Genomic DNA, 23020 nt, shown 5'->3' with positions numbered 1-23020 from the left:
GCTCTGACAACGTTGTCCGAAGGAGTATCCCCATGCACCGGATCCCACGGCCGCGACTGCGCGGCCCGGCGGCCGCACTCGCCGCCGCCGCGCTCCTGGGCGGTGTCCTCACCGGCGGGGCCACGGCCCAGGCCGCGCCCCGGACCGACGGCCGGCTGACCGACCTGGTCAACCCGTTCATCGGCACCCAGAACGAGGGCAACACCTATCCCGGCGCCTCCGTGCCCTTCGGCATGGTGCAGCTCTCCCCGGACACCGGCCACAACACCGGGTACGACTACGGCGAGAACCACATCCGCGGCTTCTCCTCGGTCCATCTCTCCGGGGTCGGCTGCGGCCTGGGCGGCGACCTGCCGACCCTGCCGACCACCGGCGACGTCACCGAGACCGACTATGCGAAGTACGCGGCGGAGTTCAGCCACGACGACGAGCAGGCGAGCCCCGGCTACTACCGGGTCGGGCTCAAGACCGGCATCGAAGCCGAACTGACCGCGACCCCGCGCACCGGAGTGCAGCGCTACACCTTCCCCGCCACCGACAAGGCCAACGTCCTGCTCAACGCGGGCCAGTCACTGCACAAAACGCTCTCCTCCGAGGTCGAGATCCTCGACAACCGGACCGTGCGGACCGCGATCAGGGGCAGCGGCTTCTGCCAGGACACCAAGGCGTACACGGTCTACACCGTCACCCACTTCGACCGGCCGTTCACCACGTCCGGCACCTGGAACGGCGCCACCGTCACCGAGGGGTCGAAGAAGTCCTCGGCCACCGACGCCCGCAACGGCGCCTGGCTGCGCTTCGACACCACCAAGGACCGCACCGTCGAGGCCACCACGGCCCTGAGCTACGTCGACGCCAAGGGTGCCGCGCTCAACCTCCGAGCCGAGGGCGGCCACAGCTTCGACCGCGTCGAGCGCGCGGCCCAGCGCACGTGGGAGGAGCGCCTCGAAGGCGTGAAGGCCCAGGGCGGCGGTGACGAACTGCGCCGCACCTTCTACTCCTCCCTCTACCGCTCCTTCCTCGCGCCCAACGTCGGCAGCGACGTGGACGGCCGCTACACCGGCTGGGACCAGAAGACCCACCGCGCCAAGGGGTTCACCTACTACCAGAACTGGTCGCTCTGGGACACCTACCGCACCCAGGCGCAGCTCCTCTCGCTGCTGGCCCCGCGCGAGTCCCGCGACATGGCCATATCGGTCCTGCGGATCGACGCCGAGAGCGGCTGGCTGCCCAAGTGGGGCTACGGCACGGTCGAGACGAACATCATGACCGGCGACCCGGTCACCCCCTTCCTCACCAACGCCTACCAGCAGGGCCTGCTGAAGGGGTACGAGGAGGAGGCGTACCGCGCGCTGAAGAAGAACGCCGACGGGGTGCCGGCCACGGACTCCGCACCGGTGGGCCGCGAGGCGAACGTCGAGTACCTGAAGGACGGCTACGCCCCGTACGTCAAGGACCGTCCGCACGCCAAGCCCGGCGACTCCGACTACGACCACGGCGCCTCCGCCACCCTGGAGTACGCCCTGTCCGACGGCATGCTCGCCGAGATGGCACGTGACCTCGGCCACGACGCCGACGCCGCGCGCTACGAGGCCCGCGCCCAGAACTACCGCAAGATCTTCGACCCCTCCACCGGCTTCTTCCGCGCCCGCGACGCCTCCGGCGCCTTCACCGGCCCCGCCGACCCGGCGCAGAGCGAGGGCTTCCACGAGGGCACGTCCTGGCAGTACCAGTGGATGGTGCCCCAGGACATCCCCGGCATGGTCGACCTGATCGGCGGCAAGGAGGCCGCCAACCAGCGGCTCGACTCCTTCTTCGCGTACGACAAGCTCCTCGCCGACCCGGCGAAGACCGCGCGCGAGGTGTGGGTCAACGGCCCGTACGCGTACTACAACGCGGACAAGTACAACCCGCAGAACGAGCCCGACCTCATCGCCCCGTACACCTACCTCTCCACCGGCCAGCCGTGGAAGACGACCGATGTGGTCCACGCCGCCCTGACGCTCTTCACCAACGGCCCGACCGGCATGACGGGCAATGACGACCTGGGCACCATGTCCGCCTGGATGGTGCTGTCCTCGATCGGTGTCTTCCCGGTCCAGCCGGGCACCGACACCTGGGGTCTGTCCACGCCGGCCTTCGAGCGCGTCGACATCAAGCTCGACCGCCGGTACTACCCGCGCGGTTCGCTCACGGTGAGCGCGCCCGGGGCCTCGGACACCGACCGCTACATCCAGTCGGCACGGCTCGACGGTGCGCAGCAGTCGCGCACCTACCTGACCACGGACGACATCCGCTCGGCCCGTTCGCTCTCCTTCACGGTGGGCAGCGAACCGTCGGCCTGGGGCACCTCGCCCGAGGACGCGCCGCCCGCGCTGGGCTGACCTCCCCCCCCGACACGCCGAGCGCCCTTCCCCTCATCGAATGAGGGGAAGGGCGCTCGGCGTGTCACGGACTCAGTCGGGCAACGGGGGATCGAGCGCCTCGGCGACCGTCGGGAAGACCGGAAGCACGGTGTCGAGGCCCAGCATCCCGATCAGCCGCTCCATGAACGGGGACGGCGCGGCGAGCCGCAGCCGGGGGCCCAGCAGGGTCTGGCCCGTGAGAAGCACGTTCACCGTCGTCGAGTCCGCGAAACTCACGTCGGACAGGTCAACGACGACGGGCGCCGCACCGTCCGGCGCCGCGCGCTCCAGCGCGGCGCTGAGGGGGTCGACGTTGTCGATGTCGAGGTCGCCGGTCACGGCGAGCACCAGCGCGCCACGGTCCTGCCGTGGGACGATTCTCATGGATCTGTCGGCGCTGGGGGATGGAAGCACGGTCACCTCGTGATGCACTGGGTGGCGGGGGAGACCGCCGTGACGTGGGACGGTCTGGTGCGAGTTCGTCCCTGGTCGCGGCGGTAGAACAATAACGATAGAAGCAATAGTTGCCATTTGACAACATTCTTCATTGGGCAACAATCTGTACCCGCACTGATCAACGAACGCACCCCCCCCAGGAGTGCCTGAACAACGCGGAAGCAGGGGCTGGATGAAGCTAGGCGCTGTCCGCGATGTCGTCGCGCAGCCGGTCGGCCGGACTCCGGCCGGGGGTGAGCCGCTGCGACGCGGCCGAGTGGAAGGCGGCCAGCCCTTCGGCGAGCGCCGCCACGTCGGCGGGCTGCATCTGTTCCAGCACGGCGGAGAGTTCCCGCGCGCGGATCGCCCGGTACTCCTCCAGCAGGGCGCGGCCCCGCCCGGTCAGCCGGAGTTCGACCTCGCGGCGGCTCGTCGGGCTCGGGTCCCGCTGGACGAGGCCCATGGCCTCCATCCGGTCGCAGAGCCTGCTCACGGAGGGAGCGCGCGAGCCGAGCGCCTCGCCGAGCGAGCGAAGGTTGCTGCCCTCCAGCTTCTCGATGACGAGCAGGGCCCGCAGCTGCGAGGGCGAGACCGTGCCCAAGGGTGCGGACTCCTGGCCGCGGCCCCACAGCACCTCCAGCAGCTCGGATGCGGCGCGGACGTCCTCGGACACCCGCTCAATGCGGTGAGGGAGACCGGGGCGGTGGGGCATCCGTCCACTGTGCCACCCGGAACGCCCTCCTGTCAGCCCGGCCCCGTCCTCGTCATGGGACGCAGAATGAGCGGAAGACCGTGAACGCCCGTACCGAAATCGAAAGAGCCGTACGCGCTGCGGCACCGCATGCCCTCGTGGAGGCGGTGCGCGACGCACTCGCGACCGCGTACGACGCCCGGTCCGTGCGGCTGCTGCTGGCGGACTACGCCATGACCGTGCTCAAGCCGGTCGGCCCCGCGCCGGAGGGCGAACTCCTCGCGCTGTCGATGCACAACAGCCCCCAGGGCCGCGCCTTCGGCAGCCAGCGCCCGCACGAGGAGCCGGCCGGGAACGGCGGCCAGGTCGAGCACCACTTTCCCGTGACCGTGCGGGGCGAGCGCCTGGGAATCCTCAGTGTCCGCCTTCCGGCCGGACGATCGACCCCACAGACCACGGACGAGCTGGCTTACGTGGCCGACCTTCTGGGCCACGAGATCATCGTCGCCGAACGGGACACCGACCACTATCAGCGGGCCCGCCGCGTCACCCGGCTCACCCTCGCTGCCGAGATGCAGTGGCAACTGCTTCCCGCCCGCGCGTTCACCGCGGCCGAGTACGCCATCGGCGCGCAGCTGGAGCCGGCCTACGCCATCCACGGAGACAATTTCGACTGGACCGCGGACGGTGACCAGCTGACCGTCGCGGTGACCAATGGCATGGGCGAGGGCATCCAGGCGTCGCTGCTCACCAACCTCGCCGTGAACGCGTTGCGCAACGCGCGAAGAGCCGGCATCGGCATCGAGGACCAGGCGGCCCTCGCCGACCAGGCCCTCTACGACCAGCACCGCGGCAGCGCCCATGTGTCGACCCTGCTGCTCCGCTTCGACCTGGCGACCGGAGCGGTCGGCGCGGTGGACGCGGGCTCCCCGCAGCTGTGGCGGTTGCGGGGCAGGACGGTCGCACGCGTGGACCTGGAGGCCCAGCTGCCGCTCGGCATGTTCGAGGAGTCGCAGTACGTGGTCCAGAACCTGCGGGTGGTTCCCGGCGACCGGTTGCTGCTCGTCAGCGACGGGGTGTACGACACCGTGTCACCCCTCGGCGAGCCCTACGTGGAGCGGGGCCTGGCCAGGGCGATTCTCGCGACGCGGCTGCTGCCCGCGGCATCGGTGCCCGGGGCCGTCCTGCGGGAACTCGCGGACTACCGCGACGGAGAACCGCTCGACGACGCGATGGTCGTCTGCATCGACTGGTTCGGCAGGCAGGCAAGCGGCAGCTGACGCAGCGGCCCGGACGCCGTCGGGCCGCTCAGCTGCTGAGCGTGAACTCCGCACGGATGCGCTTGCCGACCGGCACGCGCTCGGCCGTCAGACGGTCGCACAGGGCCACGACGATCTCCATGCCGTGGCCGCCCAGCCGGCTCGGGTCGGGGGAGTAGAGGACCGGCAGGGCGCTGCTGCTGTCGTACACCGTCACGCTGATCCGCTCGGCGGTGCCCTCCAGCTCCAGCAGGTAGGGGCCGTGGCTGTAGCGGTCGGCGTTGGTGACCAGCTCGCTCACGGCCAGCATCAGATCGTCGCGGGTGTGCGTGCCGAGCACGGCCAACCACTCGGCGACGAGTCGCGCGAGGAACCGGTCGGCCAGGGCGCGAGCCCGCGCGATGCAACCGGGCTCGCCGTCGAAGACCTCGGCGCTGTGCAGTGCCTCTGTCGGCGGCCGACTCACAGGGAGGTCGTCGGGCCGTGAGGTGGGCTGTTGGTTCATGTGCTCCAGCCAGGGCGCAGCGGGGGAGGCCAGGACCTCTTCTCGCTGGACGTGTACCCGCCTCGGGAGATCCCACTCCCAGGCGATGTCGGAGAAATCAAGCACGCCCGGGCAGCCGGACCACCGATACGAAGAACTCGTCGATCTGGCGAACCGCCGCGATGAACTGATCGAGGTCGACCGGCTTCGTGACATAGGCGTTGGCGTGCAGTTTGTAGCTGCGCAGGATGTCCTCCTCGGCCGAGGAGGTGGTGAGCACGACCACGGGGATGAGTGAGAGTTCAGGGTCCTGCTTGATCTGCTCCAGCACCTGGCGCCCGTCGTATTTGGGCAGGTTCAGGTCGAGGAGGATCAGATCGGGGCGCGGGGCACCGGCGTGCCCGCCGCGGCGGTAGAGGAAGTCGAGCGCCTCCTGTCCGTCGCGGACCACATGGAGCGTGTTACGGATCTTGTTGTCCTCGAACGCCTCGCGCGTCATCAGCTCGTCGCCGGGGTCGTCCTCGACGAGCAGGACCTCGATGGGCTCTACGGGAAGGGTCACGCGGTATCTCCGGAGATCTCGGCGGGGCCGGCCGCGTCCTCGGCGGCAGGCTGGGGTTCGTCGGCGTCATCGGGCTGGGGGTCGTCGGCGTCGGCGGGGAGGGAGAAGTGGATGCGGGTGCCGGAGCGGGGCTCCGGATCCAGCCAGATCCTGCCGCCGTGGAACTCGATGATCTTGCGGCAGAGTGCGAGACCGATGCCCGTGCCGTCGTACTCGTCGCGGGCGTGCAGACGCTGGAAGATGACGAAGACCTTCTCGGCGAACTCGGGGGCGATCCCGATGCCGTTGTCCGTCACGGTGAAGTGCCATACGTCCTCCTCCCGCACACAGCCGACCGTGATGACGCACGGCTCGTCCGGGCGGCGGAACTTCACGGCGTTGCCGATCAGGTTCTGCCAGATCATCCCGAGCGTCGTCACGTCCCCGTTCACCTTGGGGAGCGGGTCCGCCCGCACCACCGTGGTGCCCGACTCCTCGATGCCCAGGGCCAGATTGGCGAGGGCCCGGTCCAGTGTGTGTTCGAGGTCGACGGAGCTCCAGCTGTCGTGTACCCGGCCCACCCTGGAGAAGGTGAGCAGGTCGTTGATGAGCACCTGCATCCGCTTGGCGCCGTCGACGGCGAAGTCGATGTACTGCTTGCCCCGCGCGTCCAGCTCGGTTCCGTACCGCTTGTCCAGCAGCTGGCAGAACGACGCGACCTTCCGCAGCGGCTCCTGGAGGTCGTGCGAGGCGACGTAGGCGAATTGCTCCAGCTCGGAGTTGGAGCGGCGCAGCTCTTCCGTCTGCTGCGCGAGCAGCTCCTCGCGTTCCTGCGCGGCGTCGAGTTCCTCGACCAGCCGGCACCGCATGTCCTCGACGGCGGCGGCGACCGCACGCACATCGGAGGGCCCGGGCACGTCGATCTGCCGGCGGAAGGCGCCGGCCCGGACCCGGCGGGAGGCCTCGGCCAGGGCGTTGAGCGGCCGCCCCACCACCCGATGCAGCAGCAGGCTGAGGGCGATCACGCCCATGACGAAACAGGCCACCAGCGCGATCAGCGCGCGGTCGCGGGTGGTGCGTGCGTCGTTGAGCTCGGCCCGCGCGTGGTCCCGGGCGGCGTCGAGCCGGGACTGCTGCGCCGCGTAGAGCCGCCGTAGCCCGTCGAAGGCGGCTTTGCTCCCGGCGGTCCTGGCGGACGAACGCGCCTCCGGCCCGTCGCGGCGGACCGCGGCGATCAGCGGTTCGGCGTGATCGCTCCGCCAACGAGCCGCGGCCGCGGCGATCCGGTCCAGATCGCGGGCGTAGGGCCCGCCGTCCCCCATGGCGGTTCGGACCTGCGCCAGACGCGTCTGCTCGTTGCGCTTCCCGGCCGCGTACGGCTCGAGGAAGGAGGAGTCGCCGGTGAGGGCGTAGCCGCGGACGCCGGTCTCCTGGTCGAGCAGTGCGTTCTGCAGCTGGAAGGAGGCCGAGCGGGCCGGCTGGATGCGGTCCACCAGTTCGGTGGTCCGGTCGGATATGGAGGCCAGGACGAGTCCGCCGACCACCAGGCAGGCGCACACGACCAGGACGAAGCAGGCCAGGATCAGATGGACCCAGTTCTGGACCGACAGCCGGGCCAGTCGCCCCGGCCGCTGCGGGATGACGTCCTGCGGGTCACTGCTCATGTGGTGTCCGTTTCCAAGCGAGATGCACGACGGCCACATCGTCGGCGAGGCCGCCGTAGGGGGCCGCCCCTTCGGCGGCGCCGGCGACGAGCGCGTCGATGAACGGCCGGGCCGGCAGACCGGCCCGGTCCTGGGCCATGGCGAGCAGGCCCTCCTCGCCCAGTCGGGAGTCGGGCCCGGTGCGCCCTTCGAACAGGCCGTCCGTGAAGAGTACGAGACCGGCGCCGGGCTCCAGGGCGTGTTCGGTCGAGACCCACTGACCGTGCCCGGGCAGCAGCCCGAGCGCGATGCCGCCCTCCGGCTCGACCCACTCGATGCCGGTGCTCCGGCGCAGCAGAAGCCCCGGGTGGCCCGCTCTGACGATCCGGACGCGGTCCCGGTCCGGCGGGAACACGAGCGAGGTGACGGTCGCGAAGACATGGGGGTCGGAACGTTCGGCGACGAGGATCTCCTCGAGCAGCCCGAGCTGTTCCAGGGGGTCGGTACCGCACAGGACAGCGGTGCGCCAGGCGACCCGCAGGCACACCCCGAGCGCGGCCTCGGCCGCACCGTGCCCGGACACGTCGCCTATCACGGCGTGGACCGTGCCGTCGGGTCTCTGGACCACGTCGTAGAAGTCGCCGCTGAGAAGTCCGTGGGCGCGGCCCGGCTCGTAGCGGGCGACGACCTCGAAGCCGTCGTCGTGCAGGAGCGGTACGGGCAGCAGTCCCCGTTCGAGGCGTGCGTTCTCCTGGGCCATCTGCTGAGTGGCGCGCAGGGCGGAGGCCGCTCGCTCCACCTGTTTGCGCTGGAGGGCGTAGCGGACCGCGCGCGACAGGGCCTGCGGGTCGATCCGTCCCTTGACGAGGTAGTCCTGCGCCCCGGTGGCCACCGCGTTCAGACCGGCCTCGGCCTCCGCCATGCCGGTCAGGACCACGATGGCGGCGTCCGGGGTGGTCGCCACGATCTGGGTGACGGCACTCAGCCCGTGCACATCCGGGAGGTGCAGGTCCAGCAGGACGCAGACGGGGGCCCGGTGGCTGCGCAGGAAGGCCAGCGCCTCGGAAAGGCTCTTGCACCAGGTGAGCGGGGCGTCCAGCTCACCGTCGACGAGCATCTCTTCGACCAGCAGGGCATCGCCCGCGTCGTCCTCGACCAGGAGGATGGAGGCGTTGACGCCCCAGACGGAGGGCCGGTCGGCCGGTGCGGAGCCGGTCTGTGCCGGAAATGTCGCCGCGACCGGGTGCAGGGCGGGGGAGCCGGTGCGCATCTCAGTCACGCTTCACCCTCTCGTCGCGCCCGAGCGGGCAGCCTGTATCGCCCGAATCATATGTGAACGGCGCCCGTCGTCGTGCGACGGGCGCCGTTCACCCATGTGGCGGAAGTTGTGGGACCGCGGTGGTGCGGGAGGTGGTGCGGGTCCGCTCGTCCGGGCGCGGTGCGTCGCGCGGGGCGATACCGGCGCACGGTCGGATACGGAGGAGAGCGAGGCCCCTGGGAGGGGCCTCGCTCATGTGAGAGAGATCACGCTTACGCTTCGACAGACATCCCGGCGCGCAGCCGCTTGACGATGCGCGCGATCAGCCGGGAGACGTGCATCTGCGAAATCCCGAGTTCGGCGCCGATCTGGGCCTGTGTCTTCTCCTGGCCGAAGCGCATCTGCACGATCCGGCGCTCGCGGTCGTCGAGCTCTTCCAGCAGCGGCGCGAGCGTGTGGAGGTTCTCGACGGTTTCCATCCCGGGATCGTCCTCGCCGATCAGATCGGCGAACGACCGCTTGTCGCTGCCGGCGTCGGTCTCGGCGGAGGGGGCGTCCAGGGATCCCGCCGCATAGCCGTTGGCGGCGACGAGCCCTTCGATGATCTCTTCCTCGGGGCGGTTGAGCAGGCCGGCGAGCTCCTTGACCGTCGGCTCGCGGTCCAGCTCCGCGGAGAGCTGCTCCTTCGCCTTCGCGAGCTCGACCCGCAGTTCCTGGAGCCGGCGCGGCACGTGCACGGCCCAGGTGGTGTCCCTGAAGAAGCGCTTGATCTCCCCGACGATGTAGGGGACAGCGAACGTGGCGAACTCCACGTCCCGCGAGAGATCGAACCGGTCGATGGCCTTGATGAGCCCGATGGTGCCGACCTGGATGATGTCCTCGGTGTCGTCGCCACCGCGGTTGCGGAACCGCGAAGCGGCATAGCGGACCAGTGAGACATTCATCTCGATGAGGGTGTTACGCGCGTACTGGTACTCGCGTGTCCCCTCCTCCAGTACCTGCAAGCGGTCGAAAAACAGCTTGGACAGCGCGCGGGCGTCCTTCGGGGCCACCTTGCCGGTGTCCTCGATCCACGGCAGTTCCGAAGCGGTGGCGCCGCTGTGCGCGCCGTGGTGCCCCGGGATGATGCCGACGGTGCCGAGGGCCTCACTGGGCTCCGTTGTGCTCGCCATTGTCTTCGCCCCTCCTGTGGTCAAGTGCGTCAGCACCTCGTGTGCCCCGTATCAACGAGGTCATGCGCATCAAATCAAGTTCTCTTTCGATGCCGTGCTGTCGCACGTTCCGCCGTGGCGGCGCAGGGCCGGCTGCCGGAGCATGCCAGGGGCTGGCGCGGCCCCCCGGCGGACTCGAATGGAGCAGCGTCGGGAGCATGGCAAACTTGGCGGGGGCGTTCGGCCCGCAGTGCGGCGGCTTCGCGCGGAAGCCCGCGGCCGGACCTCAGACCCGTGGATGTCAGTCCTCGTGAGCCCGGCCCGGCGGCGCGCCACGGTCCGCCGAAGAGAATCCGGCGGCACGAGCAACAGAGGAACGCAATGACGGTGACAGAGGACAGCCCGGGGATCGCGCCCGGAATCGAGGAGTTCGGTCCCGGTATCGACCCGCAGCGGCTGGCCGTCTGCCTGAGCGTGCTCGACGAGCTCGACTCCATCGACGTCGACCACCCGGACGCCATCGCGGTGCGCCGCGCCACCGCCGGTGTCTACCGCACCGTGAAGCAGCGCCGCCGCCAGGAGCGCCGTGCCGCGAAGACCGCGCACGACAAGGCCGTGACCGAGGCCACCGCGACCGGCTCGGCCGAGCGCATCGACGACGAGACCCAGGGCGTGCTGCCCTCGTCGTCCGCCGCCTCCGAGATCGCGGGTGTCCTCCAGCGGCCCAGGTCCTGCTACATCTGCAAGACGCGGTATGTCGAGGTCGACGCCTTCTACCACCAGCTCTGCCAGGACTGCGCCCGCGAGAACCGCGACCGGCGTGACGCCCGCACCGACCTCACCGGCCGCCGGGCCCTGCTCACCGGCGGGCGCGCCAAGATCGGCATGTACATCGCGCTGCGGCTGCTGCGCGACGGCGCGCACACCACGATCACCACCCGCTTCCCCAACGACGCGATCCGCCGCTTCAAGGCGATGCCGGACAGTGACGAGTGGATCCACCGCCTGAAGATCGTCGGCATCGACCTGCGCGACCCGGCGCAGGTGGTCGCGCTCGCCGACTCGGTGGCCGCCGAGGGGCCGCTGGACATCCTGATCAACAATGCCGCGCAGACGGTCCGCCGTTCCCCGCAGGCGTACAGCGAACTGCTCGGCGCCGAATCCGCGCCGCTGCCCGCGGGCGAGCTGCCGGCCGCCGAGGTGATCGGCACCTTCGGCAGCGGCACCGTCGACCGCGTGGCCGCGCTGCCCGCCGCCCGTAAGGAGGGGCTGAGCGCACAGGACGTCACGGAGCTGGCCCTGGTGACCGGTTCGGCGTCGCCTGCGCGCATCGCCGCCGGCACCGCGATCGACGCGGGCGGACTCGTCCCGGACCTGCACCACACCAACAGCTGGATCCAGACAGTCGACGAGGTCGAACCGATCGAGCTGCTGGAAGTCCAGCTCTGCAACTCCACCGCGCCGTTTATCCTGATCAGCAGGCTCCGCCCGGCCATGGCGGCGACCGCAGCCCAGCACTCCTACGTAGTCAACGTCTCCGCCATGGAAGGCGTGTTCGGCCGCGGTTACAAGGGTGCGGGCCACCCGCACACCAACATGGCGAAGGCAGCGCTGAACATGCTGACCCGCACCAGCGCCCAGGAGATGTTCGAGAAGGACGGCATCCTGATGACCGCCGTCGACACCGGCTGGATCACCGACGAGCGCCCGCACCCGGACAAGATGCGCCTCGCCGAGGAGGGCTTCCACGCCCCGCTCGACCTGGTCGACGGTGCCGCCCGTGTCTACGACCCGATCGTCCGGGGCGAAGCGGGCGAGACGATGTACGGCTGCTTCCTCAAGGACTACGCCCCCGCCAACTGGTAGCACGTCGCGAAGTCACGGACCCGGCCCGGGAACCCCCTGGGCCGGGTCTTTTCGCTGCATGGTGGCTGAAAGTGACCCAGAGCACACGTTCCATCGAGCAAGGGCGCGCTCATTTGGTTACTCTGAGGGGAACGGACGCCACCAAGGGATCCACGAAGATTCCTCGGCCGTCCTGGGACAGGCCCGACAACCGGGTCGCCGTCCCGCCCCGTACCCGGCGCCACCGCGACCGAACAGTTCCTGCCCTGCCCCGCACCACAGGCGGTCGACCACCGGATATGACGCCGGACCGTCGGATACGCCGGGGGCTATGCGACACAGAGGAGTGCGCGGTGACGACACCAGAACTGACGAAGCGCGAGCAGCGACCGGCCGAGCGGCTCGGAGAGCGGGCCCGCAGGCCCGAGAAGCTCCGGAACATCGAGGTCTGGGCCAGGTCCGCACCGATCCGGCTGGCCGGCTACGAGGACGATCTCGCCGAGCCGCACATCCTGCCCGGCATCGACTGAGCGCTTCCGCCCGAGTTCCGGCCCGCACCTCGCACAGGGGCGGGGCCGGAACTCGGGTATGGGGCGGGGCGATGGGAAGGCGGCGTCCCTCACCGCGACCGCGGCTGCGGAGCGGTCAGAAGACCGCGTTCGCCACGGCGGCCCCGGCGAACGAGAGCCCCACGCCCGCGCAGACCGTGAGCAGCAGGTATCCCGCCGCCAAGCCCAGCCGGCGGGCGGACGTCAGGGTCAGCAGCTCGTAGGAGAACGTCGACCAGGTCGACAGGGCCCCGCAGAACCCGGTGGCGAGGAGCAGATTCAGCCGGGTGCCCAACTCGCCGTCCGTCGCCGCCTCCGCGATGAAACCGAGGAAGAGCGCAGCGGCGGCGTTGGCCGCGAAGGTGCCCCACGGAAAGACGGAGTGAAGGCGGAACTTCGCGTCCACGCCGAGGTAGTAGCGCAGCGGTGCGCCCACCAGTCCACCGGCGAGTACGAGCAGCCAGTCGGTCATGAGGCGGCGCTCCCCGTGCCGTAGGTGCGCCCGAAGGCGAAGTGGGTGGCGAACGCGCCCGCGGTCACCGCGGCCAGCGCGGCCACCACGGTCAGCAGCAGGCAGCCGACCGCGTAACCGGGCTGATGGTTCTCGAACAACTCCCGCACGTTGTCCGTGTAGTGCGAGAACGAGGTGAACCCGCCCAGCACGCCGGTGCCGAGAAGCGGGCTGATCAGCCGGGGCGCGCCGGGGAACCTCAGTTTCATGGTGACCATCAGGACGCCCATCAGGAAGCACCCCACCGTGTTGACCAGCAGGATCGTCCACGGAAAGGCCGAAGTGCCGTTCGGCCAGAGGCGTTCGGCGCCGTACCGGGCGGCGGCTCCCGCGGCCCCGCCGATCGCGACGACGCCCACGACTGACCACTGCACTCCGGGATGGTGGTCGGGGTGGCTGTGGCGGTGCAACTGCATCTTGAGGGACATTCCGTGAATCTACGGAGCGATCCGGAGCGGCCCGGCCGGAGCGCGCTGGCCGTGTCGGCCCCGTACCTGACTGGACCAACCCCGCTGCCACACAGCGCGACAGCTTGGTCACCTTATGTCTTGATGTGAGTTGTAAGGATTTGTCCTCCCGCCCGTGAGCCGGAGGACTACCCGCGCTGCCGAGTCGCTGGAGCCAGCCTTGTCCCTCGCCGAGCCGGAAATCGTCCGGAGGCTGGAGAAACGTCAGCCGTTCGCCTATCTCCTGGCCAGTCTGCGGGGTGTCGGACAGGTCGACCTCCAGCCCGCCCTTCTGACGGGTGTGGCGATCCTCGTGGCGCTGTGGGTCGCGGGCTGGGAGACCGGCCTCTTCGCCACGCTCGGCACGCTGATCGCCACCGCGACGGCCTACGCCCTCGCGGTCGACCGGGCAGGCATCGCGCTAGGTCTCCAGGGATACGCCGGCTGCCTCACCGGCATCGCCCTCATCTCCTCACTGGGCAACCACCCGGCCACCTACGTCCTGACCGTCGTCGGCGCCATTCTGTGCACCCTTCTGATGGCGGCTCTGGGCACCTTCCTCACCCCCTACGGGCTCACCCCCCTGACCGCGCCCTTCTGCCTGGTCTCCGGAGTGATGGTGGTGGGAGCGCCCTCGTTCGACCGGGTCTGGCACGGCGCCCCGGCCTCCGTTTCCAGTACCACCAGCGGCGACACCGCCATGTCGTGGGACGCCCTGTGGCACGCGTTCTTCAACAACGTCTCGCAGATCTTCCTGGTCGAGAGCTGGTACGTAGGCCTGATCATGCTCGTCGGGCTCGCCCTGGCCGGCCTGCGCGTCGTCCTCTACGCGGCGGCCGGCAGCGTGGCCGGGATCGTCGCCGCGTGGCTGCTGGGCGCCCCCACGGCGCTGATCGCCAACGGCATCTACGGATACAACGCGGTGCTCGTGGCCATCGCCATCGGTGCCGTCTTCATGGCCAACACGGTCTGGACCGGGGCCTACGCTCTGTTCGGCGCGGCGGCGACCACCGGCCTCACCGCGTCGCTGACGTCCTTCTTCAAACCGTTCGGCGGCCACACCTTCACCTGGCCGTTCATTCTCACCACCTGGGTGCTGATGGCGGCCGTTCCCCTGCTGCCACGCCTGCGCCGGAGCGAGTGACCGCTCCGCCGGCCCCGGACCTCCCGCCCTCAGCCCCGTACATCACCGAGGAAGGTACTGACGATGAACCTCGCCCCTCGCGAGATCGACAAACTGCTGGTCTACGTGGTGGCCGATCTGGCCCGCAAGCGACAGGACCGCGGCCTCAAGCTCAACTACAGCGAGTCGGTCGCGCTGATCACCGAGGCAATCCTCGAAGCGGCCCGCGACGGCAAGAGCGTCGCGGACTGCATGGAACTGGGCCGCCACGTCGTGGGGGAGTCCGACACCATGCCCGGCGTACGGGAGATGCTCGGCCTGCTGCAGGTCGAGGCGTCCTTCGTGGACGGGACCAAGCTCGTGTCCTGCCACGACCCCATCGGTGGCTGACCGGTGACCGATTCCGTTGCCGTCGTCGCCGTATGCGGTCATGAAGCCGCCTACGGGCGTGCCCTGGACGGCGTCGTGGACGCCGGGGTCAGCGTCGTGTCGAGCGGACGCGAACTGTTCCGGAGCATCGCCGAGCACGGGCGCCGGGGCGCGGAGACCGTGGTCGTCCCCATGACGCTCGGCCGCGATCCGGAGCTCGTCGCGGACACCGCCCGGACACTGCGCGCCGTACCCGCCGGCGAACGCGGCACCACCGTGCTCGCCGAGCCGTTCGGGACCGCCCAACACCTGGTCGCGTGGCTGCGGGCGGCGGCGGGCCGGGTGTCCGGTGACTCCGCGCTGCTGGTCACCGCCCCGTCCGGGGACCCGTTCGAGGACGCCGAGCTGTACCGGATCGCCGCGCTCGTGCGCCGCTACGGCCGGCACGCCCTCGTCGAGGTGGCGTTCGCCGGAGGCGACCCGGACCCGGCCGAGGGCATCCGGCGGTGCCGGCTGCTCGGCGCGCAGCGGGTGACCCTGCTCCCCGCCGCGTTCGCGCTGCCGGACGCGCCCGAGACGGCCGGTGCGCAGCCGGTACCCGTCGACCTGGCGGGTCCGCTCGTACCGGCGTCGGCCCTGCGGCGGGTCCTCGACGAGCGTGTCACCGACGCGCGACGGCGCCTGCGCGAACACGGGGACGACGGCGTCTCGGCCGGACTGACCGCCGCAGACAACCACGGCCACTCCCACACGCACCCGCCGGGCGAAGGACACGACCACGGTCACGCGCACGCCCCCGACGAGGCGCACGACCACGGTCACCACCACCCCCACGAACCGGGCCACCCCCACGCACACGGCCCCGGCCCCCTGCACACGCACCACCGCCCGTCCGCCCCTGGCGCGGACCAAGTCATCAGGAGCATCGCATGACGTTCCGTCAGAAGTATCTGTACGGCGAGGACCCCATCGAGCTGAACGCGGGCCGCCGCACGCTGAGGCTCACCGTGAGCAACACCGGTGACCGCGCCGTGCAGGTCGGTTCCCACTACCACTTCTTCGAGGTCAATTCCGCGTTGTCGTTCGACCGCCAGGACACGCTCGGGATGCACCTCAACATCGCCGCCGGTACCTCCGTGAGGTTCGAGCCCGGCGGTTCGCGCGAGGTGGAGCTGTGCGCGTACGCCGGGACCGGCCGTCTCGTCGGCTTCAGCGGATTGCTCAACGGCAGCCTCTCCTCCCACCCCGCACGCGTCGAGGCCGTCCGCAAGGCCATCGAGCAGGGCTTCGAGGGCGCGCAGACCGCCCCCGCGGCCAAGGGCTCCAAGGCTCCCGCCGCGAACGGTGACAAGGGCGCCACGAACGCCAAGGGCTCGAAGAGTTCCAAGGCCAACAAGGAAAAGAAGAAGGGTTCGCGCTGATGCCCATCCTGCCCCGCAAGCAGTACACCGACATGTTCGGCCCGACGGTCGGCGACCGTTTCCACCTCGCCGACACCAACCTCGTCGTCGAGGTCGAGAAGGACTACAGCGAGGGCCTGTACGGCGACGAGGTCGTCTACGGCGGCGGCAAGACCATGCGTGACGGCATGGCCTCCGACCCCCAGGCGACCGCCGCCCAGGGCGCACTCGACACCGTCATCACCAACGTGGTCGTCATCGACCCGATGATCGGCGTCGTCAAGTGCGACATCGGCATCAAGGACGGCTTCATCGTCGGCATCGGCAAGTCCGGCAACCCTCAGACGCAGAACAACGTCGACCCGGACCTGGTCATCGGCCCGGGCACGGAGGCCATCGCGGGCGAGCACCTCATCGCCACCGCGGGCGCCATCGACACCCACGTCCACCTGATCGCCCCGCAGCAGGCCGAGCAGGCGCTGACCAACGGCATCACCACCCTCATCGGCGGCGGCACCGGGCCGACGGACGGCTCCAACGGCACCACCTGCACCCCCGGCCCGTACAACATCGCCAAGCTCCTCCAGGCCGCCGAGACCCTGCCGGTCAACCTCGGCATCATGGCCAAGGGCAACGGCAGCCTGCCGGAGGCGCTCAACGAGCAGATCGTCGCCGGGGCCTGCGGGCTCAAGGTGCACGAGGACTGGGGCGCGACCCCGGCCGTCATCGACAACGCGCTGAACGTCGCCGACGAGCACGACGTCCAGGTGTCCATCCACACCGACAGTCTGAACGAGAGCGGCTTCTTCGAGGACACCCGCTCCGCGATCGACGGCCGGGCCATCCACACCTTCCACAGCGAGGGGGCGGGCGGCGGCCACGCACCCGACATCCTGCGCGTGGCCGGTGAGCCCAACGTCCTGCCGTCCTCCACCAACCCGACGCTGCCGTACACCGTCAACTCGGTGGACGAGCTCCTCGACATGGTCATGGTCTGCCACCACCTCAGCCACGACATCCCCGAGGACGTGTCCTTCGCCGACAGCCGGGTCCGGGCCGAGACGATCGCCGCCGAGTCGGTGCTCCACGACCTCGGCGTGATCAGCATCTTCTCGTCCGACTCCCAGGCCATGGGCCGCATCGGCGAGTCCGTCACCCGTGCCTTCCAGACGGCCCACCACTGCAAGGACAAGCTCGGCACGCTGGAGGGCGACTCGTCCCGCAACGACAACCAGCGGGTCCTGCGCTACCTCGCCAAGGTCACCATCAACCCGGCGATCGCCTCCGGCATCTCCGACCACGTGGGATCGATCGAGAAGGGCAAGCTCGCCGACATCGTGCTCTGGCCCATCCACTCCTTCGGCGCCAAGCCGAAGATGGTGATCAAGGGCGGCATCATCTCCTGGGCGCAGATGGGCGACCCCAACGCCTCGCTGCCGACCCCGCAGCCGGTCATCTACCGGCCGATGTTCGGCCAGTACGGCAAGGCGATGCAGGCGACCCACGCCACCTTCATGTCCCAGGCGGGCATCGCCGCCGGGGTTCCGGCCGAACTGGGCCTGGAACGGCAGGTCCTGCCGGTCCGGCGCACCCGCACCATCGGCAAGCACAACATGGTCCGCAACGACGCCCTGCCGGACATCCAGGTCGACCCGGAGACGTTCAAGGTCACGCTCAACGGCAAGGTGGCCACCATCGACCCGGCCGAGAAACTGCCCCTCAACCACCTCTACTTCCTGGTCTAGGGCCGATGTACCGAAACGAGGGCGACACCCCGGCGGACACCGCGGCCGCGGTGAACGGGATCGGAACGGGACTCGGACCGCTGCTGGTCAGCCTCCAGCTGACCGACTCGGCGTTCCCGAGCGGCTTCTACACGCTGTCGCACAGCCTGGAGGGCTTCGCCCAGGCCGGGGCGGTCGACCCCGGCAGCCTGCCGCTGCTGCTCCGGGACCTGCTGCTGCACGGCGTCGGCCCCGCCGACGCCACCGCGCTCGCCCTCGCCCACCGTGCGACGGCGGCCGGCGACCCGGCGGCCGTCGTCCGGATCGACGAGCACCTCCTCGCCACCAAACTGGGCCGGGAGATGCGCCAGGCCGCCACCCGGACCGGCCGCCAGCTCCTGGACCTCGGCCATGAGGTCTTCGACCGGCCGGAGATCGGCGACTACTTCGACCGGGTCGTACGGCGGGAGGCGCCGGGAACCCAGGCGGTGGCCGCGGGGGTCATCTACGCGGCCACCGGCGTTCCGGCCCGGCAGGCCATCGCCTCCGACCTGTTCGCCTTCTGCGTCAGCTTCGCGGGCGCCGCCCTGAGGCTGCGGCTGACCGACCACCGCACGACGCAGACCCTGATCCGGGGCGCCGCCCCCGTGATCGAGGAGACCGTCGAGGCGGCGCTGCGACGGGAGCTCGACGACGTCGGCGCCACCGTCTTCGCCTCCGACATCATGTCGGGCCGTCATGAACGCGCCGAGGCACGGCTCTTCGCCAGCTGACAACCATCCGACTCACCCAGCGATCACAGGGAGCACCATGGACGACAACGTACTGCGGGTCGGTATCGGCGGCCCCGTCGGCTCCGGCAAGACCGCGCTCATCGAGGCGCTGGTCCCGATCCTGATCGAACGCGGTCACCGGCCCGCGGTCATCACGAACGACATCTACACGCAGGAGGACGCCCAGCACGTCCGCCGCACGCTGGCCGGGGTCCTGGAACCCGAGCGGGTCGTCGGTGTCGAGACGGGCGCCTGCCCGCACACCGCCGTTCGCGACGACCCCACGATGAACCTGGCCGCCGGCGCGGAGATGCTGGAGCGCTTCCCGGACACCGACACGCTGCTCTACGAGTCCGGCGGCGACAACCTCACGCTGACGTTCAGCCCGGCCCTCGTGGACCTCTTCATCTTCGTCCTGGACACGGCGGAGGGGGAGAAGATGCCTCGCAAGCGCGGACCCGGCATCACCGACTCCGACCTCCTGGTCATCAACAAGATCGACATCGCGAAGTACGTGCGCACGGACATCGACGTCATGGAGTCCGACGCCCACCGGGTCCGGGACAACCGGCCCGTCGTCCTCACCGACTGCCTCACCGGCGTGGGCATCGACGACATCGCGGTCTACCTCGAGTCGCGCCGCAAGGTGCTGATCTGACATGCCGCTCGCCCCGTACCTGCCCCGCGCCGACCGGCTCGCCGAGAAGTACTACGCCGCGGTACGCGTCCCTCCGGACGTGGCGGAACTGGCGTCCGTGCCGGACACGCTCGCCCCGGGCTCTCCGGCCAAGGTCGGCATCCTCGACCTGGCCTTCGCGGTACGGGGCGAGCGCACCGAACTCGTCGAGCGCTACCAGAAGACACCCCTGCAGATCATGCGGCCGCTGTGGATCGACCCCGCGCTGCCCGGCATGAGTTACGTCTACATGATGGCCACCGGCGGCGGGATCGCCCAGGCGGACCGCTACCGGATGGACTTCCGCTGCGGTCCGGACACCCAGGTCCACCTGACCACGCAGGCCGCCACCAAGATCTTCCGGATGGAGCACGACTACGCGAGCCAGCGGGTGCACCTGACGGCGGAGGCCGGGAGCTACGTCGAATACCTGCCGGATCCGCTGATCCCGTTCAAGGACTCCCGCTTCTACCAGCGGACCGAGGTCACCGTCGCACCGGGCGCCACCGTCGTCGTCGGCGACACGCTCACCGCGGGCCGGCTGGCCCGCGGCGAACGGCACGCCTACCGGGTGCTCGCCACGGACCTGCACATCAGCCGGCCCGACGGCACCCTGCTCGCCGTCGACACCCTGCGCCTGGCCCCCGGACGACGGGGGGAGGGCGTCCTGGGACCAGGCGTCTTCGCGGGTCACGACCACGTGGCCTCACTGTTCGCCGTGACGGACCGCGTCCCGGCCACCGAACTGGCCGAAGCCCTGCACGAAGCGCTCGCGGGTCTCGGCGTCCTGTACGGAGTGAGCGTCCTGCCCCGGGACTGCGGGGCCTGGGCACGTGTGCTGGACGACAGCCCGATCCGGGTGGCCGCCGCGCACGAGGCCGCACGCCAAGCCGTACGGCGCCTGCTCACCGGCCACCCGGCCCCCGACCTCCGCAAGCCCTGACCTCCCCAACGACCCCACGAGGATCCGCCGATGAACACCGCTCCCGCGCCGATGCCGGCCGCGTACGACTCCGGGGACACCGCCTGGCTCCTCGCCGCCACCGCCATGGTGCTGTTGATGACGCCGGGCCTCGCCTTCTTCTACGGCGGCATGGTGCGTACCCGCCACGTGCTCGTGATGATCAAGATGAGCTTCGCCGCGCTCGCGTTCGGCACCCTCGTCTGGTGGGTCATCGGATACACGCTGGCGTTCGGCCCCGATGTCGGTGGGGCCGGGATCATCGGAAACCTCGATCACGTGTTCATGCACGACATCGAGCTGACCACGCTGACCGGGGCGATCCCCACGTACGTCTACAGCACCTTCCAGATGGGCTTCGCCATCATCACGGTGGCGCTCGTCAGTGGATCGATCGCGGACCGCGCCACGATGCGGGGCTGGCTCGTCTTCGTCGTGCTGTGGCTGCTCATCGTCTACATCCCCATCGCGCACTGGGTGTTCGACACGGACGGCTGGATCGTGAAGCACCTCGGTGCCCTCGACTTCGCCGGCGGTCTGCCGGTGGAACTCAACTCCGGCGTCGCCGGTCTGGCCGTCGCCCTCGTCCTGCGGGCTCCGCGTGACTTCGCCCGCCGCGAGGAGCGCCCGAACAACATCCCGCTCGTGGTCATCGGCGTGGGCCTGCTCTGGTTCGGCTGGTTCGGCTTCAACTCCGGTTCCGCGCTGACCGACCAGGGAACCGCCGCGGCGGCCTTCATCAACACCCAGCTCGGGGCCGCGGGAGCGATGGTCACCTGGCCGCTGGTGGAGAAGTGGCGCACGGGCAAGGTCACCACCATGGGCGTCGTCTCGTCCGCCGTCGCGGGCATGGTCGCCATCACCCCGGCCTGCGGTGAGATCGACACGCTCGGCGCGGTCATCACCGGTCTCGTCGTCGGCGCGGTCTGCGCCTTCGCGATCACGCTCAAGTTCCGCTTCAACGTGGACGACACGCTCGACGTGGTGGGCGTGCACGGCGTCGGAGGACTGATCGGCCTGATCATGGTCGGGCTGTTCGCCACCGCGCGGATCAGCGGCAAGGAAGGGCTCTTCTACGGCGGCGGCTGGGGGCTGCTCGGCAAGCAGCTCGTCGCCATCGTCTCGGTGATCGCCTTCTCCTTCATCCTCACCTGGCTCATCGCCAAGGCCGTGGACCTGACCGTCGGATTCCGCGCCAAGGAGGAGTACGCCAACGTCCCCGGCGAGGAGGAGGAGCGCGCGTACGACTTCCAGACCGCCGAGCGGCTCGGCGCGCTGGTCTCCGGCAAGCCGGGGTCCGAGGACGACGAACTCGTCAAGCGGATCAGTATGTTGCTCCGGGACCGCGAGAGCGGCCGGTAGCCGGGCCCCGCGGCGTCGGAGCCAGGAACTCCCGCACGTAGGTGCGGTGCCACCAGCAGCCCGTGGCCCGCAGCTCGCGCCAGGTCGTGTACCGGTAGCGGTACACCCTGGCGCGGACGTGTGCCGGGGGCTCCTCGGGGAACGGGTTGTGCCGCAGCAGCCGCAGCGTGTCCCGGTCGTTCTCCAGCAGCCGCTCCACGAACGGCCCGAACCAGGGCCGGGCGTACGCGGGCGAGAGCGCCGCGAACCACATCATCCAGTCGAGCCGCAGATGGTACGGGGCGAACTGCCGCGGCAGCCGTCGCGGATCGCCCGGCTTGCCCCGGAAGCCGTACTCCCGCCAGACCGTGCCCGGATGGACCACCTGCTCGTCGGTGCCCTCGACCACCACCTCCGTCCGGACCCGGCTGACGCTGCCGAAGGCGCCGTACGTGTTGACCAGGTGCAGGGGGTCGAAGGAGCGGTTCATCACCTGCCGGCGCGAGAACAGATTGCGGGCCGGGCGGTAGCTGAGGACGACGACCAGGGCCGTGACGGCGATGACCACCACCTCGTACCAGAGGGGCACGGCGCTCTGCGTGGGCGGTTCGGCGAACGGGGACCAGTCCACGGCCGACAGGGCGAGGGCGATCGTCAGCCAGTTGAGCCAGGCGAAGTTGCCGGACAGCACCAGCCACAGCTGCGTGAGCACCATCAGCCCGGCCGCCGCGCTCGCCACGGGCTGCGGGGTGAGGAGCAGGAACGGGACGAGGAGCTGGGTCACGTGGTTGGCCGCGGCCTCGGCGCGGTGCAGGGGCCGGGGGAGGCGGTGGAAGAACCAGCTCAGCGGACCCGGCATCGGCTGGGTCTCATGGTGGAAGTACAGGCACGTCAGTTTTCGCCAGCACGCGTCCCCACGGATCTTGATCAGCCCGGCACCGAACTCCAGCCGGAACAGCAGCCAGCGCAGCAGCCACAGCACGAGCACCGGTGGCGCGGTGTCGGCGTTCCCCAGGAAGACGGCGAGGAAACCCGTCTCCAGGAGCAGCGACTCCCAGCCGAAGCCGTACCACGTACCGCCGATCTGCACGATCGACAGGTACAGCGCCCAGGGCAGGGCCCACAGGAGCATGGCTCCCCACAGCGGCACGAAACGGTCCGCACCCGCGAGCAGCGCGGCGGAGACCACGCAGCCGCACCAGGCGACCACGGCGAAGAACCGGTCCGAGTAGTGCAGGCGGAACAGCCCCGGCGCGGCGCGCCAGTCCGTGCGCCGCAGGAGTTCGGGGGCGGGCAGCATGCCACGCTCGCCGATCAGCGCCCGGAACTGGAGCGCGGAGGTGAGGAAGGCGGTCAGATAGATGACGGCCAGGGCCTTCTGGAAGAGGAGCCGGCCGAGCCAGTAACCGTCTGCGGTGAACCAGTCCATCGCTTCC

General features: G+C 70.2%; 23 protein-coding genes. 13 read left to right on the top strand and 10 right to left on the bottom strand.

Going from position 1 to position 23020, the window contains the following annotated elements; translation table 11 throughout:
* Positions 1–32 precede the first annotated feature (32 nt).
* Positions 33–2384, top strand: a complete 2352-nt coding sequence (locus ACFYPA_RS02050) for a GH92 family glycosyl hydrolase (RefSeq protein ID WP_359084143.1) — start codon at positions 33–35, stop codon at positions 2382–2384.
* Between the two features lie 72 nt (positions 2385–2456).
* On the opposite strand, the gene ACFYPA_RS02045 is transcribed toward ACFYPA_RS02050, so the two are convergent.
* Positions 2457–2789, bottom strand: a complete 333-nt coding sequence (locus ACFYPA_RS02045) for an STAS domain-containing protein (RefSeq protein ID WP_389128844.1) — start codon at positions 2787–2789, stop codon at positions 2457–2459.
* Positions 2790–3039: 250 nt separating this feature from the next.
* On the bottom strand, positions 3040–3552 hold the full coding sequence (locus tag ACFYPA_RS02040; RefSeq protein ID WP_359084141.1) for a MarR family transcriptional regulator: 513 nt from the start codon (positions 3550–3552) through the stop codon (positions 3040–3042).
* Between the two features lie 80 nt (positions 3553–3632).
* On the opposite strand from ACFYPA_RS02040, the gene ACFYPA_RS02035 reads away from it, so the two are divergent.
* Positions 3633–4811: a PP2C family protein-serine/threonine phosphatase gene (locus tag ACFYPA_RS02035; RefSeq protein WP_359311783.1), complete on the top strand. Its 1179-nt coding sequence runs from the start codon at positions 3633–3635 to the stop codon at positions 4809–4811.
* A 28-nt stretch (positions 4812–4839) separates the two neighbouring features.
* On the opposite strand, the gene ACFYPA_RS02030 is transcribed toward ACFYPA_RS02035, so the two are convergent.
* The 5 genes from ACFYPA_RS02030 to ACFYPA_RS02010 all read right to left on the bottom strand — a co-directional run bounded on the left by ACFYPA_RS02030 (position 4840) and on the right by ACFYPA_RS02010 (position 9888).
* Positions 4840–5295, bottom strand: a complete 456-nt coding sequence (locus tag ACFYPA_RS02030; protein WP_359084220.1) for an ATP-binding protein — start codon at positions 5293–5295, stop codon at positions 4840–4842.
* A gap of 97 nt (positions 5296–5392) precedes the next feature.
* On the bottom strand, positions 5393–5836 hold the full coding sequence (locus tag ACFYPA_RS02025; protein ID WP_359084139.1) for a response regulator: 444 nt from the start codon (positions 5834–5836) through the stop codon (positions 5393–5395).
* Positions 5833–7479, bottom strand: a complete 1647-nt coding sequence (locus tag ACFYPA_RS02020; RefSeq protein WP_389128838.1) for a CHASE3 domain-containing protein — start codon at positions 7477–7479, stop codon at positions 5833–5835. The genes ACFYPA_RS02025 and ACFYPA_RS02020 overlap by 4 nt, the downstream gene beginning before the upstream one ends.
* Positions 7469–8728 (bottom strand): SpoIIE family protein phosphatase, encoded by a 1260-nt coding sequence (locus tag ACFYPA_RS02015; RefSeq protein WP_359084219.1) that lies wholly within the window; start codon positions 8726–8728, stop codon positions 7469–7471. The genes ACFYPA_RS02020 and ACFYPA_RS02015 overlap by 11 nt, the downstream gene beginning before the upstream one ends.
* Before the next feature lie 260 nt (positions 8729–8988).
* The gene (locus ACFYPA_RS02010; protein WP_359084137.1) at positions 8989–9888 is read right to left on the bottom strand and encodes an RNA polymerase sigma factor SigF; all 900 of its coding nucleotides are present in this window, start codon (positions 9886–9888) and stop codon (positions 8989–8991) included.
* 360 nt (positions 9889–10248) lie between these two features.
* Between ACFYPA_RS02010 and ACFYPA_RS02005 the strand changes: the two genes are divergently transcribed.
* Positions 10249–11733: an SDR family NAD(P)-dependent oxidoreductase gene (locus tag ACFYPA_RS02005; protein ID WP_389128835.1), complete on the top strand. Its 1485-nt coding sequence runs from the start codon at positions 10249–10251 to the stop codon at positions 11731–11733.
* Between the two features lie 332 nt (positions 11734–12065).
* Entirely contained in the window at positions 12066–12242 is a 177-nt protein-coding gene (locus tag ACFYPA_RS02000; RefSeq protein ID WP_359350029.1) for a hypothetical protein, read from the top strand.
* Positions 12243–12357: 115 nt separating this feature from the next.
* On the opposite strand, the gene ACFYPA_RS01995 is transcribed toward ACFYPA_RS02000, so the two are convergent.
* Both ACFYPA_RS01995 and ACFYPA_RS01990 read right to left on the bottom strand, forming a co-directional pair.
* Entirely contained in the window at positions 12358–12732 is a 375-nt protein-coding gene (locus tag ACFYPA_RS01995; protein WP_359084134.1) for a CrcB family protein, read from the bottom strand.
* On the bottom strand, positions 12729–13199 hold the full coding sequence (locus ACFYPA_RS01990) for a CrcB family protein (RefSeq protein WP_359084132.1): 471 nt from the start codon (positions 13197–13199) through the stop codon (positions 12729–12731). The genes ACFYPA_RS01995 and ACFYPA_RS01990 overlap by 4 nt, the downstream gene beginning before the upstream one ends.
* 199 nt (positions 13200–13398) lie before the next feature.
* Between ACFYPA_RS01990 and ACFYPA_RS01985 the strand changes: the two genes are divergently transcribed.
* From ACFYPA_RS01985 to ACFYPA_RS01945, 9 genes are all read left to right on the top strand, one after another.
* On the top strand, positions 13399–14361 hold the full coding sequence (locus ACFYPA_RS01985; RefSeq protein WP_359084130.1) for an urea transporter: 963 nt from the start codon (positions 13399–13401) through the stop codon (positions 14359–14361).
* A 63-nt stretch (positions 14362–14424) separates the two neighbouring features.
* Positions 14425–14730, top strand: a complete 306-nt coding sequence (locus ACFYPA_RS01980) for an urease subunit gamma (RefSeq protein WP_359084128.1) — start codon at positions 14425–14427, stop codon at positions 14728–14730.
* A gap of 3 nt (positions 14731–14733) precedes the next feature.
* Positions 14734–15642, top strand: a complete 909-nt coding sequence (locus ACFYPA_RS01975) for a sirohydrochlorin chelatase (protein WP_389128830.1) — start codon at positions 14734–14736, stop codon at positions 15640–15642.
* Positions 15639–16130: an urease subunit beta gene (locus tag ACFYPA_RS01970; protein WP_359084124.1), complete on the top strand. Its 492-nt coding sequence runs from the start codon at positions 15639–15641 to the stop codon at positions 16128–16130. The genes ACFYPA_RS01975 and ACFYPA_RS01970 overlap by 4 nt, the downstream gene beginning before the upstream one ends.
* Positions 16130–17854 (top strand): urease subunit alpha, encoded by a 1725-nt coding sequence (gene ureC / locus ACFYPA_RS01965; protein WP_359084122.1) that lies wholly within the window; start codon positions 16130–16132, stop codon positions 17852–17854. Before ACFYPA_RS01970 ends, ureC begins: the two co-directional genes overlap by 1 nt.
* A gap of 5 nt (positions 17855–17859) precedes the next feature.
* On the top strand, positions 17860–18606 hold the full coding sequence (locus tag ACFYPA_RS01960; RefSeq protein ID WP_359084120.1) for an urease accessory UreF family protein: 747 nt from the start codon (positions 17860–17862) through the stop codon (positions 18604–18606).
* Between the two features lie 37 nt (positions 18607–18643).
* Positions 18644–19264, top strand: a complete 621-nt coding sequence (ureG, locus tag ACFYPA_RS01955; RefSeq protein ID WP_359084118.1) for an urease accessory protein UreG — start codon at positions 18644–18646, stop codon at positions 19262–19264.
* A gap of 1 nt (position 19265) precedes the next feature.
* Positions 19266–20225 carry an urease accessory protein UreD gene (locus ACFYPA_RS01950; protein ID WP_389128825.1) on the top strand — a complete coding sequence of 320 codons (960 nt, stop codon included), beginning with the start codon at positions 19266–19268 and terminating at the stop codon, positions 20223–20225.
* 30 nt (positions 20226–20255) lie between these two features.
* On the top strand, positions 20256–21605 hold the full coding sequence (locus ACFYPA_RS01945; RefSeq protein WP_359350036.1) for an ammonium transporter: 1350 nt from the start codon (positions 20256–20258) through the stop codon (positions 21603–21605).
* Here ACFYPA_RS01945 and ACFYPA_RS01940 read toward each other — a convergent pair.
* Positions 21568–23013: a lipase maturation factor family protein gene (locus ACFYPA_RS01940; protein WP_389128822.1), complete on the bottom strand. Its 1446-nt coding sequence runs from the start codon at positions 23011–23013 to the stop codon at positions 21568–21570. The two genes, ACFYPA_RS01945 and ACFYPA_RS01940, sit on opposite strands and share 38 nt — an antisense overlap.
* Between the last annotated feature and the right edge of the window lie 7 nt (positions 23014–23020).

The sequence above is a fragment of the Streptomyces sp. NPDC005775 genome (assembly GCF_042871565.1).
Lineage (GTDB): Bacteria > Actinomycetota > Actinomycetes > Streptomycetales > Streptomycetaceae > Streptomyces.
Note: the sequence above shows the minus strand (reverse complement) of the source record. Positions and strands in the feature narration are given on the sequence as shown.

Bases quoted from the DNA above. Each gene is read 5' to 3' on its own strand.
- ACFYPA_RS02015 (WP_359084219.1), bottom strand. From the start codon at position 8,728: ATGCGCACCGGCTCCCCCGCCCTGCACCCGGTCGCGGCGACATTTCCG.
- ACFYPA_RS02010 (WP_359084137.1), bottom strand. From the start codon at position 9,888: ATGGCGAGCACAACGGAGCCCAGTGAGGCCCTCGGCACCGTCGGCATC.
- ACFYPA_RS01940 (WP_389128822.1), bottom strand. From the start codon at position 23,013: ATGGACTGGTTCACCGCAGACGGTTACTGGCTCGGCCGGCTCCTCTTC.
- ACFYPA_RS01970 (WP_359084124.1), top strand. From the start codon at position 15,639: ATGACGTTCCGTCAGAAGTATCTGTACGGCGAGGACCCCATCGAGCTG.
- ACFYPA_RS02020 (WP_389128838.1), bottom strand. From the start codon at position 7,479: ATGAGCAGTGACCCGCAGGACGTCATCCCGCAGCGGCCGGGGCGACTG.
- ACFYPA_RS02045 (WP_389128844.1), bottom strand. From the start codon at position 2,789: ATGAGAATCGTCCCACGGCAGGACCGTGGCGCGCTGGTGCTCGCCGTG.
- ACFYPA_RS01980 (WP_359084128.1), top strand. From the start codon at position 14,425: ATGAACCTCGCCCCTCGCGAGATCGACAAACTGCTGGTCTACGTGGTG.
- ACFYPA_RS02005 (WP_389128835.1), top strand. From the start codon at position 10,249: ATGACGGTGACAGAGGACAGCCCGGGGATCGCGCCCGGAATCGAGGAG.
- ACFYPA_RS01995 (WP_359084134.1), bottom strand. From the start codon at position 12,732: ATGACCGACTGGCTGCTCGTACTCGCCGGTGGACTGGTGGGCGCACCG.
- ACFYPA_RS01950 (WP_389128825.1), top strand. From the start codon at position 19,266: ATGCCGCTCGCCCCGTACCTGCCCCGCGCCGACCGGCTCGCCGAGAAG.
- ureC (WP_359084122.1), top strand. From the start codon at position 16,130: ATGCCCATCCTGCCCCGCAAGCAGTACACCGACATGTTCGGCCCGACG.
- ACFYPA_RS02040 (WP_359084141.1), bottom strand. From the start codon at position 3,552: ATGCCCCACCGCCCCGGTCTCCCTCACCGCATTGAGCGGGTGTCCGAG.
- ureG (WP_359084118.1), top strand. From the start codon at position 18,644: ATGGACGACAACGTACTGCGGGTCGGTATCGGCGGCCCCGTCGGCTCC.
- ACFYPA_RS01945 (WP_359350036.1), top strand. From the start codon at position 20,256: ATGAACACCGCTCCCGCGCCGATGCCGGCCGCGTACGACTCCGGGGAC.
- ACFYPA_RS02050 (WP_359084143.1), top strand. From the start codon at position 33: ATGCACCGGATCCCACGGCCGCGACTGCGCGGCCCGGCGGCCGCACTC.
- ACFYPA_RS01990 (WP_359084132.1), bottom strand. From the start codon at position 13,199: ATGTCCCTCAAGATGCAGTTGCACCGCCACAGCCACCCCGACCACCAT.
- ACFYPA_RS02030 (WP_359084220.1), bottom strand. From the start codon at position 5,295: ATGAACCAACAGCCCACCTCACGGCCCGACGACCTCCCTGTGAGTCGG.
- ACFYPA_RS01960 (WP_359084120.1), top strand. From the start codon at position 17,860: ATGTACCGAAACGAGGGCGACACCCCGGCGGACACCGCGGCCGCGGTG.